General features: G+C 66.2%; 12 protein-coding genes and 1 tRNA gene. 7 read left to right on the top strand and 6 right to left on the bottom strand.

Going from position 1 to position 13858, the window contains the following annotated elements:
• The first annotated feature begins 51 nt into the window (after window positions 1-51).
• The 6 genes from ABD050_RS21025 to ABD050_RS21050 all read left to right on the top strand — a co-directional run bounded on the left by ABD050_RS21025 (window position 52) and on the right by ABD050_RS21050 (window position 6066).
• The gene (locus ABD050_RS21025) at window positions 52-1260 is read left to right on the top strand and encodes a hydrolase (protein ID WP_343891474.1); all 1209 of its coding nucleotides are present in this window, start codon (window positions 52-54) and stop codon (window positions 1258-1260) included.
• A complete protein-coding gene (locus ABD050_RS21030) occupies window positions 1257-2273 on the top strand; it encodes an arginine N-succinyltransferase (protein WP_343891475.1) in 1017 nt (338 codons plus the stop codon). The genes ABD050_RS21025 and ABD050_RS21030 overlap by 4 nt, the downstream gene beginning before the upstream one ends.
• 2 nt (window positions 2274-2275) lie before the next feature.
• Window positions 2276-3529 carry an N-succinylarginine dihydrolase gene (locus tag ABD050_RS21035; RefSeq protein ID WP_343891476.1) on the top strand — a complete coding sequence of 418 codons (1254 nt, stop codon included), beginning with the start codon at window positions 2276-2278 and terminating at the stop codon, window positions 3527-3529.
• A 66-nt stretch (window positions 3530-3595) separates the two neighbouring features.
• Window positions 3596-3805, top strand: coding sequence for a hypothetical protein (locus tag ABD050_RS21040; RefSeq protein ID WP_343891477.1), 210 nt, complete (start codon window positions 3596-3598; stop codon window positions 3803-3805).
• A 63-nt stretch (window positions 3806-3868) separates the two neighbouring features.
• On the top strand, window positions 3869-4642 hold the full coding sequence (locus ABD050_RS21045; protein ID WP_425542499.1) for a 3'(2'),5'-bisphosphate nucleotidase CysQ: 774 nt from the start codon (window positions 3869-3871) through the stop codon (window positions 4640-4642).
• Window positions 4643-4716: 74 nt separating this feature from the next.
• Window positions 4717-6066 (top strand): ATP-binding protein, encoded by a 1350-nt coding sequence (locus tag ABD050_RS21050; RefSeq protein ID WP_343891478.1) that lies wholly within the window; start codon window positions 4717-4719, stop codon window positions 6064-6066.
• Here the strand turns inward: ABD050_RS21050 and ABD050_RS21055 are convergent, their stop codons facing one another.
• From ABD050_RS21055 to ABD050_RS21065, 3 genes are all read right to left on the bottom strand, one after another.
• The gene (locus ABD050_RS21055; protein WP_425542500.1) at window positions 6067-8130 is read right to left on the bottom strand and encodes a TonB-dependent receptor plug domain-containing protein; all 2064 of its coding nucleotides are present in this window, start codon (window positions 8128-8130) and stop codon (window positions 6067-6069) included.
• A 180-nt stretch (window positions 8131-8310) separates the two neighbouring features.
• On the bottom strand, window positions 8311-9081 hold the full coding sequence (locus ABD050_RS21060) for an FkbM family methyltransferase (RefSeq protein ID WP_343891479.1): 771 nt from the start codon (window positions 9079-9081) through the stop codon (window positions 8311-8313).
• 143 nt (window positions 9082-9224) lie between these two features.
• Window positions 9225-9301: transfer RNA gene (locus ABD050_RS21065), tRNA-Arg, on the bottom strand.
• A gap of 83 nt (window positions 9302-9384) precedes the next feature.
• On the opposite strand from ABD050_RS21065, the gene ABD050_RS21070 reads away from it, so the two are divergent.
• Window positions 9385-9885 (top strand): hypothetical protein, encoded by a 501-nt coding sequence (locus tag ABD050_RS21070; protein ID WP_343891480.1) that lies wholly within the window; start codon window positions 9385-9387, stop codon window positions 9883-9885.
• A 3-nt stretch (window positions 9886-9888) separates the two neighbouring features.
• Here ABD050_RS21070 and ABD050_RS21075 read toward each other — a convergent pair whose 3' ends face one another.
• Genes ABD050_RS21075 through hemB form a run of 3 tightly spaced genes read right to left on the bottom strand, consistent with a single transcriptional unit; the run spans window position 9889 to window position 13648 of the window.
• A complete protein-coding gene (locus tag ABD050_RS21075; protein WP_343891481.1) occupies window positions 9889-12126 on the bottom strand; it encodes a spermidine synthase in 2238 nt (745 codons plus the stop codon).
• On the bottom strand, window positions 12126-12659 hold the full coding sequence (locus ABD050_RS21080) for a GNAT family N-acetyltransferase (protein ID WP_343891482.1): 534 nt from the start codon (window positions 12657-12659) through the stop codon (window positions 12126-12128). Before ABD050_RS21080 ends, ABD050_RS21075 begins: the two co-directional genes overlap by 1 nt.
• The gene (gene hemB, locus ABD050_RS21085; protein ID WP_343891483.1) at window positions 12656-13648 is read right to left on the bottom strand and encodes a porphobilinogen synthase; all 993 of its coding nucleotides are present in this window, start codon (window positions 13646-13648) and stop codon (window positions 12656-12658) included. The genes ABD050_RS21080 and hemB overlap by 4 nt, the downstream gene beginning before the upstream one ends.
• Between the last annotated feature and the right edge of the window lie 210 nt (window positions 13649-13858).

The following is a 13858-nucleotide window of genomic DNA, read 5'->3' on the forward strand; positions in this document are numbered from 1 at the left end:
GAATACGCACCCGGGTTCCCGATCTCCCGGAATGCAGCTACCACAGCGGCCATGACCGGACTCTCCGCTGTGGAACAGGACTCAATCGCGCGACTCGCCGACGCCCCAATGCTTGCCCAGGTCGAGCAATGGGCGGCGATCAACAGCGGCACGCGCAACCTCGCCGGTGTCGCGACAATGGCCGCCAGGCTCACCGATGCCTTCGCCGCCCTGCCCGGCGATATCGCGCTGGTCGATCCGGCTCCGGTAACCAGTGTCGGCGCCGACGGCGCGACAGCCAATCTCCAGCACGGCCGGCACCTGCACCTCAGGGTCCGGCCGAACGCACACACTCAGATGCTGTTCACCGGCCATATGGACACCGTCTATCCAGCCGATCATCCCTTCCAGTCGCTCACCTTCCGCGACGACGGCACGCTGAACGGCCCAGGCGTCGCCGACATGAAGAGCGGCCTCGCGCTGATGCTCGCGGCGCTCACATCGGTCGAGGCGTCGCCGCTCGCGTCCCGGATCGGTTATGAGGTGGTGATCAATTCGGACGAGGAAACCGGCTCCCTCTCCTCGGCCGGCCTTCTTGCCCAGGCCGCGCGCGGCAAGGTCGCCGCGCTCACCTATGAGCCGGCGCTCCCCGACGGTACGCTGGCCGGCGCACGCGGCGGCACCGGCAATTTCTCGATCGTCGTGCGCGGCCGCAGCGCCCATGCCGGGCGCAATCCCGAGGAAGGCCGCAACGCGATCGTCGCCGCCGCCGATCTCGCGCTTCGGCTGAGCAAGGCGGGCGGGCCCGGCCTCGCGGTGAACCCGGCGAAGATCGAGGGCGGCGGCCCAAACAATGTCGTTCCCGATCTCGCCGTCCTTCGGGTCAATTTCCGCCCCGCCTCGCAGGACGACATCGTGCGTGCCAGGGCGGGGATCGACGCGGCGGTGGCGATCGTCGCCACCGAGCATGATGTGAAGATCGACGTCCATGGCAGTTTCAACCGTCCGCCCAAGCCGATCGACCTCGGCGCCGCAAAGCTGTTCGACCTCGTCAAGCACGCCGGCACCGATCTCGGCCTCATGATCGGCTGGCGTGCCACTGGCGGCGTGTGCGATGGCAACAACATCGCCGCCTGCGGTGTGCCGGTGGTCGATACGATGGGCGCGCGCGGCGGCGCGATTCACTCGCCCGACGAATTTCTGATCGTCGACAGCCTGGCCGAACGCGCCGCGCTCTCGGCATTGACGGTGCTGCGCATCGCCGAAAAGGGGGGATTGTGAGCTTTCGTATCCGTGCCGCACGCGACGAGGACCTGCAGCCGCTCTACGAGATGGCCAAGCTGACCGGCGGCGGTTTCACCAATCTGCCGCCCGACCGTGCTGCGCTCAAGGCGAAGCTCGATCGCAGCCATGCCGCCTTCGCCCGCGCAGATGACGGCATCGCCGACGAATTGTTCGTGCTCGTCCTTGAAAATACCGCGACCGGCGAGGTGCGCGGCACCTGCCAGATCTTCACCCAGGTCGGCCAGCGCTACCCCTTTTACAGCTACCGGATCGGCACGCTGACTCAGCACAGCCAGGAGCTCGACCGGACTTTCCGCGCCGATATGCTCACGCTCGCGACTGATCTCGAAGGCTGCAGCGAAGTCGGCGGGCTGTTCCTCCATCCCGGCGAGCGCGCCGGGGGCTTGGGCATGCTGCTCGCCCGCAGCCGCTATCTGTTCATCGCCAAGCACCGCGCCCGATTCGCCGATCGCATCCTTGCCGAGCTGCGCGGCATCATCGACGAGGCCGGCGGCTCGCCCTTCTGGGATGGTCTTGCCGGGCGATTCTTCGGCATGAATTTCCAGGACGCCGACCAGTTCAACGCGGTCCGCGGCCACCAGTTCATCGCCGATCTCTTCCCCAAGCACCCGATCTATATCGCGATGCTGAGCGAGACCGCGCGCGCCGCGATCGGCCTGCCCCATCCCTCGGGCCGCGCTGCGATGCGGATGCTCGAGAATGAGGGCTTCGCCTTCGAGAATTACATCGACATCTTCGACGGTGGCCCGACCATGACCGCGCGGACCGACCAGGTCCGCACCATCCGCGAGGCCGTCTCGGCCGAAGTCGTCGGCACTGACGCCGATCGCGGCGAGCCGATGCTGGTCGCGGCCGGCCGGCTGGCCGATTTCCGCTGCGCCTATGCCAAGGCCCGTGCCGAGGGCGACCAGGTCGAGATCGACTCGGTCTGCGCCACCGCGCTCGACCTCAGGGTCGGCGACACCGTCAACATCGTCGGGCGGCTCTAGCGATGCTGGTGGAAATCAACTTCGACGGCCTGATCGGCCCGAGCCACAATTATGCCGGCCTGAGCCCCGGCAACCTCGCCGCGACCCGCAATGCCGGCAGGGTCGCAGCCCCGCGCCGCGCCGCGCTCGAGGGCATCGCCAAGATGCGCGCCAACCTTGCGCTCGGATTGACCCAGGGCGTCCTCCTGCCCCTCGCCCGCCCCGATCACGCCTGGCTCGAGAGCCTCGCGACCAGCTATGCAGAGGCGACCGACCATCTCCAGGCCCAGGCGCTCTCGGCCTCGGCGATGTGGGCGGCGAACGCAGCGACTGTATCGCCGGCGCCCGATACCGCCGATGGCCGGTGCCACCTGACGGTCGCCAATCTCGTCACAATGCCGCATCGCAGCCACGAATGGCCCGGCACGCTGGCCCAGCTCAACCTTGCCTTTGCCGATCCGAGCTTCGCGGTTCACGGTCCGGTGCCGCCCCCGTTCGGCGATGAAGGCGCGGCCAACCATATGCGTCTGTGTGCCGCCCACGACCAGCCCGGCGTCGAGGTCTTCGTCTATGGCGTGTCGGGCGGGCCCTTCCCGGCGCGCCAGCACCGCGAGGCGAGCCTCGCCGTCGCGCGTCGCCACCGGCTCGATGCCGGCTATGCGCTGTTCGTCGAGCAATCCGAAGCGGCGATCGCCGCGGGCGCCTTCCACAACGACGTCGTCGCCGTCGCCAATGAGCGTGTGCTGTTCGCGCACGAACAGGCATTCGCCGACAAGGGGCGCTTCTACGCCGATCTGCGCGACCGCCTGCCCGAGGTCGAGATCGTCGAAGTCCCCGCCGCGCGGGTCAGCCTCGCCGATGCGGTTGCCTCCTATCTGTTCAATGCCCAGCTCGTAACGCTGCCGGATGGCGGCATGGCCCTCATCCTCCCCGAAGAGGCACGCGAGAATCCTGCGGTCTGGAGCTGGCTGCAGGAAATGGTTGCCGGCAACGGCCCGATCCGCCGGCTCGAAGTCGTCGATGTCCGCCAGTCAATGGCCAATGGCGGCGGCCCTGCCTGTCTGCGCCTGCGCGTCGTCGCCGATCCCGCCGCGATCGACCCGCGCTTCCTGGTCGACAATGCCCGGCTCGACCTGATCGCCAATGTGGTCGAGCAGTTCTGGCCCGAGGCAATCGCCCCGGCCGCGATTGCCGATCCAGCGCTGGTCGGCATGATCGAACGGGCGCGGGAAGCGCTGCTCGAGGCCCTCGATATTGTCGAATTAATTTACAATTAACCATTCGCGTTAAACCCGGAATCGCGCAAATCCGCCACTGGCCCGGCATTTGCTTAAGATACGGGCATGTGGACGAAACTTTCCCGACTGTTCGTCATCAAGTCCAAGTTCGAGGCGTTCCTCGTGATCTACGGGCTCGGAACGGGCGCGGTCGAGCGGGGCGTCCATTACCTCCAGCAATATCCCGGCTATGGCGGATGGATATTGTTCTCGGTCTGCCCGGTCGCTGTCTTCATGGCCGGTGCCCGCATCCTCGATTCACTGGAACGCGGATAGGCGCTATGGCGCTCGACAGGATAAATTGATCGCCAACGCAGATTGGATCCCCATCTGCAGGACATGATGACCACAGACGCTGAAGTCGCCCGCTCGATTGCGCTCGAGGCAGCTGCCCTGCTGCGGAATTTGTGCGTGGCGGGCAATTGCGCCGAAGCGGATCTGGGCCGGCGCGGCGATGCCGAGGCCAATGCACTCATCCTCGATCGCCTCCACGCGGCGCGACCGAACGACTTCATCCTGTCCGAAGAGGCAGCCGACAATCCCGAGCGATGCGCTGCGAGTCGGGTCTGGGTGGTCGATCCGCTCGACGGCACCCGCGAGTTCGGCGAGCGGCTCGACGATTGGGCGGTGCATATCGGGCTGGCGGTAGACGGCATTCCCGTCGCCGGCGCGGTTGCCCTCCCCGCGACTCGCCAGATTTTCGTCACCGACGACGCGCCCCGCACCCTGCCCCCGCTCCCCGCCAGGCCGCGCCTGGTGATCAGCCGGACTCGCCCGCACCCGATCGTGCGTGCCGTGGCCGAGGCGATCGGTGCGGATCTCATGCCGATGGGCTCGGCCGGCGCCAAGGCAATGGCGGTGGTCGAGGGCCGCGCGGAAATCTATCTCCATGCCGGCGGCCAATATGAATGGGACAATTGCGCGCCGGTCGCGGTCGCCCTCGCAGCTGGGTTCCACGCCTCACGGATAGACGGCAGTCCGCTCGTCTATAATTGCCGCGATCCGCTGCTTCCGGACCTGCTGATTTGCCGCCCGGAATATGCGGAAGTGGTGCTTGCCGCGACAGCCGAGGCACTAGCGTCCCGGGACGTGGTTAACGGCTTGGGAACCTGATTGTTTCACCTCCGTATTCACGCTACCCGAATGGTTCGGGCGTGATTCACGCCGGAACGGGGGAGAAAATCGGGGTGCGGTTGTTTGCCGGGCTGTTCCTGCTGCTGGCGGGTCAGGCGTTGCTCGCGGCTGTGTTGCCGGGAGCTGTGCTGGTCTGGAATCTCGACCGTGGCAACGAAGCCTATCTCGACGGCCAGGACCGCCAGGCACTCACCGCCTTCACTGCGCTGACCGCCACCGAAATCCGCAGCGGCACGACGCCGGCCCAGGCACTCCGCCTCACCGAGCAGGCCTATAAGGACGCGCAGGCGGCCGGTGACGGTACGCCGCCGCTTGTCGGTCGCGTCGCACTCTACAGCCCGGCTGGCGCACTGATCGCCGGCGCCGCCCCCGATGCCGAAGGCGTGCGCGCCGAACGGCAGGTCACCGTCAATGGAACGGTCGCGGCGATTGCGAAGATCGTCCGCGCGCCGGCAACGAATGCGGCAAGCTACGCCTTCGCCCGCGACCAGATCATCGGCATCATCGTGGTGATGAGCCTGATCTTCCTGATCCTGTTCATCGCCGGTTATTTCATCGCGAGCCGCTGGACCGGCCCGCAGCTCGCCTTGTTCCGCGCCAGCCGCGCGATCGCACAGGGTGATTATGATGCCGACGTCACTGAAACCGGGCCCGCCGAGACGCGCACGACGATGCGCAATCTCGGTCGCATCGCCCGCTCGTTCGACCGGCTCGAGACAGCGCGGCGGACTTGGCTCGTCTCGGTCTCCGAGGAGCTCCGCAAGCCAGTCCGTGCGCTTGCCGAGAAGCTCGACTGGATCAGCGCCAACTCGCCGCCGGCCGACCCAGAAAGCTTCGAGGAAGTCGTCGAGGGCGTCCGCCGTCTGGGCGAGATGGCCGAGGATCTCCATGCCGTCGCGCTGGCGGATCTCGGACGGCTGCCGGTCCGTTTCGCAACGGTCGATCCGCGCGCCCTGATCCACAATGCGATCTGGTCAAGCGGCAAGCGCGCCCAGGCGCTAGGCGTGACGCTCGAACCAGGCAATCTGCCCCAGGCAACGGTGCCGGTGAAATGGGACGGCGCGCGGATCGAGCAGCTCTTCACCGCGCTGATCGAAAACAGCCTTCGCTACACACCGGCCGGCGGCAGGATCATCCTCGGGCTCGAGGGCAACCGCAACGCCTGGAGGCTCATCATCGACGACAGCGCGCCGGGGGTCGATACCGAGCTGGCACAGCAATTGTTCGAACCTTTCTACCGCAGCTCGACCGAGCCGGGCCAATCGGTGATGACTTCGGGCCTCGGCCTCGCAACCGCCCAGGCGATCGTCGAGGCGCATCACGGCCGGATCGAGGCCAGCCGCTCGCCGATCGGCGGGTTGCGGATCACCGTGATCCTCCCCGCCGCCCCGCCGACTGCCTAGCTACCCTTTGACGCGCACGCCGATCCACAAGGTGCGCGGCGTGCCAAGGTCCATCGATCCTGCCTGATTGCGGGTGATGATCGTCGCGTCGAACAGGTTCTCAGCGCGCGCGATGATTGCGAAATGCCGCCCGATCGGCATCCGCGCGACCGCATCGACCGTCCACGCATCGGGCAGCACGTCAGTCTGCAGATCATCCTCATATTGCTTGCCGATATAGCGCAATGTCGTTGAAAGCGCCGACCCGGCCCTGGGCTCCCACGCCAATGTCGCGCTCGCCGAATGGCGCGGGCTTTGGGCGGGAATGAAGCCGTTCAGCCCCGCCTGCAGGCCGGAAGCGCGCACGTGCGAATCGCTGAACGCGTAGGAGCCGTTCAGTGACATCGCGCCGTGGCGGGCCTCGGCGATCACCTCAACGCCCTTGGCGACGATCGCATCGACATTCTGGCGCTGGCGCGTCTTCGCGTCGATCGTCACATTGGCGATCGCATAGTCGAGCTGGTTGTAGAAGCCGGTGATACCGATCGAAACGCCACGCATCGGGGTCAGGTCAACCCCGCCCTCAATGCCCTTGAGCTTCTCCAGCCCGAGATTCGCATTGGCCTGGGTGGTGACGGGAAAGACGACGAAGGGCCGGTACAGCTCGTTGAGCGTCGGCAGACGGAAGCCGGTATAGCCCGCCGCGCGAAGGGCGACTGCATTGCTCGCATGGAACAGCGCGCCGACGCGGCCGGTGCCTTCAAAGCCATCACGATCGCCATAATGCTTGTCGCTGGCGACCGACCCAACCACCGCGTTGGTCGATCCCGGCCCTGCCACCTCGCGGAAGAAGCCGCTGGTGATTGTCCAGCGATCGCCGCGCACGCCACCGGTGAGCACCAGCTTGCCTAGCGTCCAGTCATCTTCGACGAAAGCTCCGATTGTGCTGGTATCGCCCCCGGCATTGCGTCGCGTGCTGATTGCGCCGGCCGTATAGGCATCCTCGAACAGCTCGCCATCCGCATAGCGCGCGTCGATACCGACGCGCAGGACATGCCCGCCGCCGACCGGCGGGCGAAGCTCGATCTTGCCGCCGATGCCCGTCGAGGGCGTGTTACGCTGGTCGAGCGTCAGCTTGAAGCTGGTCGAGCTGATCACCTTGTTGGTGAAGTTGCGCGCCTGGACATAGGCAAGCGCATCGACCGCCCAATCGCCGCGATGGATCAGGCGAATGCTCGCATCCTCCCCTTCGGAGCTGCTGTCGGCGCCCTGGAAGCGCAAGGTGCGGTTGTCGCGAAAGATCAGGCCCCGCGCCTGGATCTCGGTTTCGGCGTCGATCGGCGCCACGGCACGAATGCCCCCCGACCAATCCCGGAACCGAGCCCGCGCATCAGCGCGCGTGCTCTGCGAGGCCGGCGTGGTGTAATAGCCGTCGCTCCGCTCCCAACGCCCCGATGCCGAGACGAAGCCGCCGCCAAGGTTGGGGGAATAGCTGCCCGACACGACTTCCGAGTTGAAGCTGCCATAATCGGCGCTCGCCGCGAGTGGCGGCAGATCGGCCCGGGTTGCGCTGGCGAGCTCGATCGTTCCCGCAACCGCCCCGGCGCCGAACGCCCCAGCGCCGCCGCCACGGGTGATCCGCACGCCCGACAACCGGTCGGCGACCAGCGCGTTGAACGGGATATAGCCAAAGAACGGGTCGGCGATCGGTACCCCGTCGAGCAGCACCAGCGCCCGGCTCGACGCGTTGCCGCCGAGCGCGCGAAGCGTGACTCCCTGCGCCGACGGGTTGGCCGAGCGGCTGTCCGAGCGGCGGAACTGTTGGAGGCCTGCGACATCGGTCAATACATCCTCGACCCGCCCCGACGCATCTGCGGTCAGCCGATCGCGGCCGATAGTCACCGATCCATAGGCAGGCGCCCCCGTCGGCGGGGGCAGGCCGCTGCCGATGACGACGATATCGTCGGTATGCTGGCCCCCGGCAGCGCCGGCGTTTTGAGCGAGGGCGGGAGACGGCAGGAGCAAGGCAATCAAAGGAAGGCCATAGATGGAACGCACCGGCGAAATTCCCGTCCGAAAATACATGGCCGCATCCTATATGATTCGGCTGCGCGCCGTCGAACTAGGCATTTTCCTGTGTGCCGTCTCGCGCAATCGTGCTGACCGCCCCGGCCGACCGGATCGCAAGAAAGGAAGCTGGACAAAATCGGCGCTCGCAGCGCATCGCCCAACCGATACGCGCCTGATCTTGCGCTCAGCAACCAGCTATGCCGCGACCGTTTCTCGCTTGTCCGCCGGCGCCGACTCCCGGGTGAACCAGGTCATGACATTGTCTCGGCCGCCAATGACCGGGCCATCCTGCTTCAATCCGCTTGAAGCGACCATGCGAGAGAAATCCTCGAGCGTTCCGACCTCATGATGGATCTCGACCACCGCCGTGCGGGTCCTTGCCAGGACATCGGGGTTCGCCTCGATGAACTCGAATTCCGATCCCTCGATGTCGAGCTTGAGCAAGTCGATCGGCCGGTCTCCGGTGAGTTCGGCAAGGTCAACATATTGAATTGCCTTGCCCGGCCCGGATTCATCGCCGATCTGAGAGACCAGATAGTTTTTCGGATTGGTCGTGAGAGTCGCCCGGCCCTGTTTCCTGCCGACAAGACCGGTCAGGATCCTCGCCCGGTCGCGCATCCTGGCGTTGACCAGATTGGCGTGAATCGCGGGATGAAGCGCTTCATTCGGCTCGATCAGAATATATTCCGCAGTCGATTGGCCGAATTTGGCGCGGAAGCACATGTCGACGAGAATCGCGAAATGGCCGCAATGCGCGCCGCAATCCACCACCAGTTCGGGATCGGCATCGAAAATCTGGAATGCTCGCCAATAATTCGGGTCGAGGAACACGTCCTGGAAGCTGGCGACCTGGTATTTGTCGCTGAGCCAGATGGTCTGATCGTCCTTCGCAAGACGGCAACGCACCAAACCTGCGGCGGCAAGTCGACGGTACAAGAAATAGGCAAGCTTCTCAGGAATCAGCATCGCCGGTTGCTGCCCGCGCGGCGCATGAGGGTCAATAGGCGCTGCGAAATAACTTGCCCACAGGTGCGAACGGCAGTGCGTCCTGCGCGCGAAGGCGACATCAGCGTCGTTCCGGTCGAACCCGGTTCAGTCATCTGGAAAAGTGGCGCACCCGGAGCGATTCGAACGCCCGACCCTCAGATTCGTAGTCTGATGCTCTATCCAGCTGAGCTACGGGTGCGTGGGAAGCGAGGCCATAGAGGCGTCTTTGCGCGGACGCAAGTGCGTTGCGTGCGCGATCTGCACCGCATAGAGCGGCAGGCGATGAAACGCCTCCTCCCCCTTGCCTGCGCCGCCCTGCTCACCGGCTGCGCCGAGCAGAGCGCGTCGCGCTATCCTTCCTTGCTGCCCCGCCCGATCGAATCGCGCAGCGACGCCGAGCCGGTACCGGCGCCGGTCGTCGCGCCGGCACCTGACGCACCGACCGACGCGAAGCTCGCCGCGATGCGGACGACGCTCGCTGAAGCCGCCAGCGGTTTCGCACCCGCCGCCGATCGCGCCGAGCAGGCCGCGCAGGCCGCGAAGGGCCAGCCTGCCGGCAGCGAACTGTGGATCACGGCCGAGACTGCACTCGCCGAGCTCGACGGCTATCGTGCCACGACCTCGGCGACGCTGACTGACGTCGAGGAAATGGCGATCGAACGCGCCACTGCACAGTTGCCCGAATATCCGGGGATCGAGACGCTCCGGACCGCAGCCGAGGCGCAGCTTGCCGCGCAATCAGCGCGAATCGCGGCCATCCAGGCAACGCTTCCCGAAGCCTGAATTCTACCGGAACGCCTTTACCAGCGGCAGGATCGTCGAATAATCGTCAGTCCAGGGCGTGAAGCCGGGATAAGGTGCCATTGGTTGCCAGCTCGAGTCACGCGCCTTCAGCGTCGCCAGCACAGCCGGGTCGCGCGACAATGCCACCCAGAAGGAGACGGCGCGCGGCGCCGCCACCTCGGCGCCGGGGAAATAGACCAGCTTCGCCGAATACCACCCGCCCGCTCTCGCCGCCGCCGAGACGACCGGCTCGAGATCGAGGAATTTGTTCGAGATATGGACCATCAACAGGCCGTGCGGCGCGAGCACGCGGCCATAGGTACCGAACGCCTCGCGCGTCATCAGGTGCATCGGCACTGCGTCCGAGGAGAAGGCGTCGAGCGTGAGCAGATCGAGCGAGGCGGTCGGCTCGACCGCAAGGTTCAACCGCGCATCGCCGATCTCGATTGTCGCGCCCGGCAGGCAATCGCCGAGGAAATGGAACTGACCGGTGTCGCGCGCGATGCGGACCACGGCTGGATCGATCTCGTAGAAACGCCATTGCTGGCCGGGCTGCGCATAACAGGCGAGCGTCCCCGCCCCCAGCCCGACCACGCCGATCCGGGCATGATCGCCGAACAGCGCCGGCGCCGCCTGCATTGCCTGACCGACACCGGAGCCGGGCACATAATAAGCGGTCGGCGTGCGTTCGCGCGCGGTGGTACCGAGCAGCTCGGTGCCGTGAACGGTGGTGCCGTGTTTGATCTGTCGCACGGTCGATTTGTCCAGCACCGTGTCGAAGACGGTATAGATGCCGAAATAACTTCTCGCCCGGGCCCCCGGCTTCAGCGATAATTCGATCGAGCGATAGCCGCCAAACGCGACAAGTGCGCCGGCCAGGGCGACCACAAAGGCTGTCCGGGCGCCGATCACCAGCACCCCGATCACCACGACGACAATGAACACCAATGCCTGGAGCGGCCCGGCGCTGTCGACGCTTTCCGACGGCCGGTTGAGCACGGCGAGAATCAGCACAGCCATCACCACCGCGACACCGAGAGTGATGATACGGGCTCTCTGCGGCGTGCCGGCCCACAGGCGGGAGATCGGCTCGATCAGGAAATTCTGCGGTATCAGCGCGCCGGCGGCGAGGATCAGGATGGGATATTCCCAGGTCCAGTCGAACACGAGCGGCGCGATCAGGGCCGCAAACACGCCGCCAAGCGCGCCGCCGACCGACATGGCGAGATAGAAGCCGGTCAGCCGGTCGGGCTCGGGGCGCAGCCGGTACATCGCGGTGTGGAGCGCGACCGCCGCCATGAACAGCAGCAGCAGCGCGAGCCCGGCATTGAGATAGGGCTTGCCCTGATTGCCACCGACCAGCACCCCGCCAACCAGCAGGATGACGATCGGCGCGATCCGGGTGAGCATATCGGCCGGCGCCCGGTTGGCGGCGAAGGCGATCGTGAAGCTCAGCAGATAGAGGCCGAGCGGCAACACCCAGAGCAAGGGCATCGCAACCACGTCGGTGGTGATATAGGTCGAGGTTGCAAGCATCAGGCCCGAGGGCACCAGGGCAAGCAATACCCACAGACCAACGCGCGACCAGGACGGCCGCGGGCTGTCCGCGACAGGCCCCGCAACGATCGCCATCCTCATTTTCGGCAAGGTCATCGCGCATACCGCGACGAGCAGGGCGACCAGGATATAGCCGAAGGTCCAGAGGCGACTCTGACCGTGGATCGCGAGCCCCGGCTCGACGAGCAGCGGATAGGCGATCAGCCCGGCAAAGCTGCCGAAATTGGAAGCTGCGTAGAGCGCATAAGGGTCCCGTCCCTTGCTCGCGACGCTGAACCAGCGTTGCAGCAACGGCGCCTGGGCCGAGATCGCGAAGAACAAGGGTCCGATCGAGGCGCCGAGCAGCCAGGGCACCCAGATGGCTGGCTGCGCGTTGGCGGGCAATTGAGTCGCCATCAAACCGATCGGCAGCCACAGGCCCGCGATCAGCAGGACGGCGAGGTGGATCGCGGCCTGCAGCCGCACCGTCACCTTGCCCAGCCAATGCGCATAGGCATAGCCGCCGAGCAGCAGCGCCTGATAGACCAGCATCGCCGAGTTCCACACCGCCGGCGCACCGCCAAGGCGGGGGAGCGCCATGCGGGCGACCATCGGCTGAACGAGGAAGAGGAGGAAGGATCCGGCGAGAATCGTGACGACGAACAAGGCACGGCCGAAGCGCGCCGGCACGGCGAAAGTCGCCATCAAGCGGGCCGGGCGATACGATAGAGGATGTGGCGCCGCAGCGGATTGCCCTCGGCAACCAGCGGGTGATCGAAGTCACCATTCCTGTCGCGTGTCATGCCCAGTCGTTCCATCAGCCCCCAACTCCCCCCATTGGCCTGAACCGTGATCGCGACGACCTCGTCGTCGTCGCAATTGACCCAGGCCCAGTCGAGACTCGCCTGCGCCGCCTCGCGGGCATAGCCCTGCCCCCAATGCGCGCTGCCGAGCCGCCAGCCGATCTCGAGCCGGTTCGCGATGGGGGTATCGGCCGCCCCCGGCTTCAACCCGCAAATGCCCAGCACCGCCCCGTCGGCACGTCGCTCCATTACCCAGAAAGTGTAACCATGATCCTTATGCCAGCCGGACAGCCGCGCGAGCATCGCCTCGAACGCGGCATCGTCCTCGACCGGGAGGAGGAAGCGCATCACTTCGGGATCGTCGCACTGCGCGCGCAGGACTCCGCGGTCGCGGTCTTCCCAGGGGCGCAGGATCAGGCGCTCGGTCTCGATCACGCGTTCAGCAGCCGCGCGGCATGCGCCGCGTGATAGGTCAGCACGCCCGAACAGCCGGCGCGCTTGAACGCCATCAGCGTCTCGAGCACCACCGCGTCGCGCTCGGCGGCGCCGGCCGCGACTGCCGCCTCGATCATCGCATATTCGCCCGATACCTGGTACGCGAAGACCGGCACCTGGAACTCGCTCTTCACCCGCATGATGATGTCGAGATAGGGCAGGCCCGGCTTGACCATCACGCTGTCCGCGCCTTCCGCCAGATCGAGCGCGACTTCGCGCAGCGCCTCCTCGGCATTGGCCGAATCCATCTGATAGGTTTTCTTGTCGCCCTTGAGCAGGCCGCGGCTGCCGACCGCGTCGCGGAACGGACCATAGAAGCCGCTCGCATATTTCGCCGAATACGCCATGATCTGGACGTTGACCCGGCCTTCGTCCTCGAGCGCCTCGCGGATCAGCCCGACCCGGCCATCCATCATGTCGCTAGGCGCGATGATGTCGGCGCCCGCCGCCGCCTGGTTGAGCGCCTGGCCGACCAGCACCTCGGCCGTCCGATCATTGAGGACATAGCCGCTTTCGTCGAGCAGTCCGTCATGGCCGTGCGCCGTATAGGGATCGAGCGCCACATCAGTCAGCACGCCGACTTCGGGCACCGCATCCTTGAGCGCGCGGATCGCGCGGCACATCAGATTGTCGGGATTGAGTGCCTCGCCGCCCTCCGCGGTGCGCAGACGCGGCGGCGTGTTGGGGAACAGCGCAAGGCATGGAATGCCGAGATCGCGCGCTTCCTTCGCCCGCGCGACGATGCCGTCGACCGACCAGCGCGACACGCCGGGCAGGCTCGCAATCGGTTCCTCGATGCCCTGCCCTTCGGAGATGAACAGCGGCCAGATCAGATCGGCGGGCGTGAGCACGGTTTCGGCGTACATGCGGCGGCTCCACGCTGAAGCGCGGGTGCGGCGGAGGCGCAGGGCGGGATATTGGGCTGACATGCGCGGCTTTTGACCTCTCCTGCTCGCACACGCAAGCCCGAGCCAGGGCGACTTTCCACCCGGGATTGCGGATACCCGATACGCCGGGGCGCCGCACGGTTGAATCGCCGCAAGACTGATCAGACCCGCATTGAAAATGTCATGAGGGTTGCTGACATTTTAGGTTGCGGGGAGCGACCACCCTTTCCTGGGACGAGATTGTACGGAATA

It is taken from the genome of Sphingomonas oligophenolica (genome assembly GCF_039522915.1).
Taxonomy (GTDB): Bacteria; Pseudomonadota; Alphaproteobacteria; order Sphingomonadales; family Sphingomonadaceae; genus Sphingomonas; species Sphingomonas oligophenolica.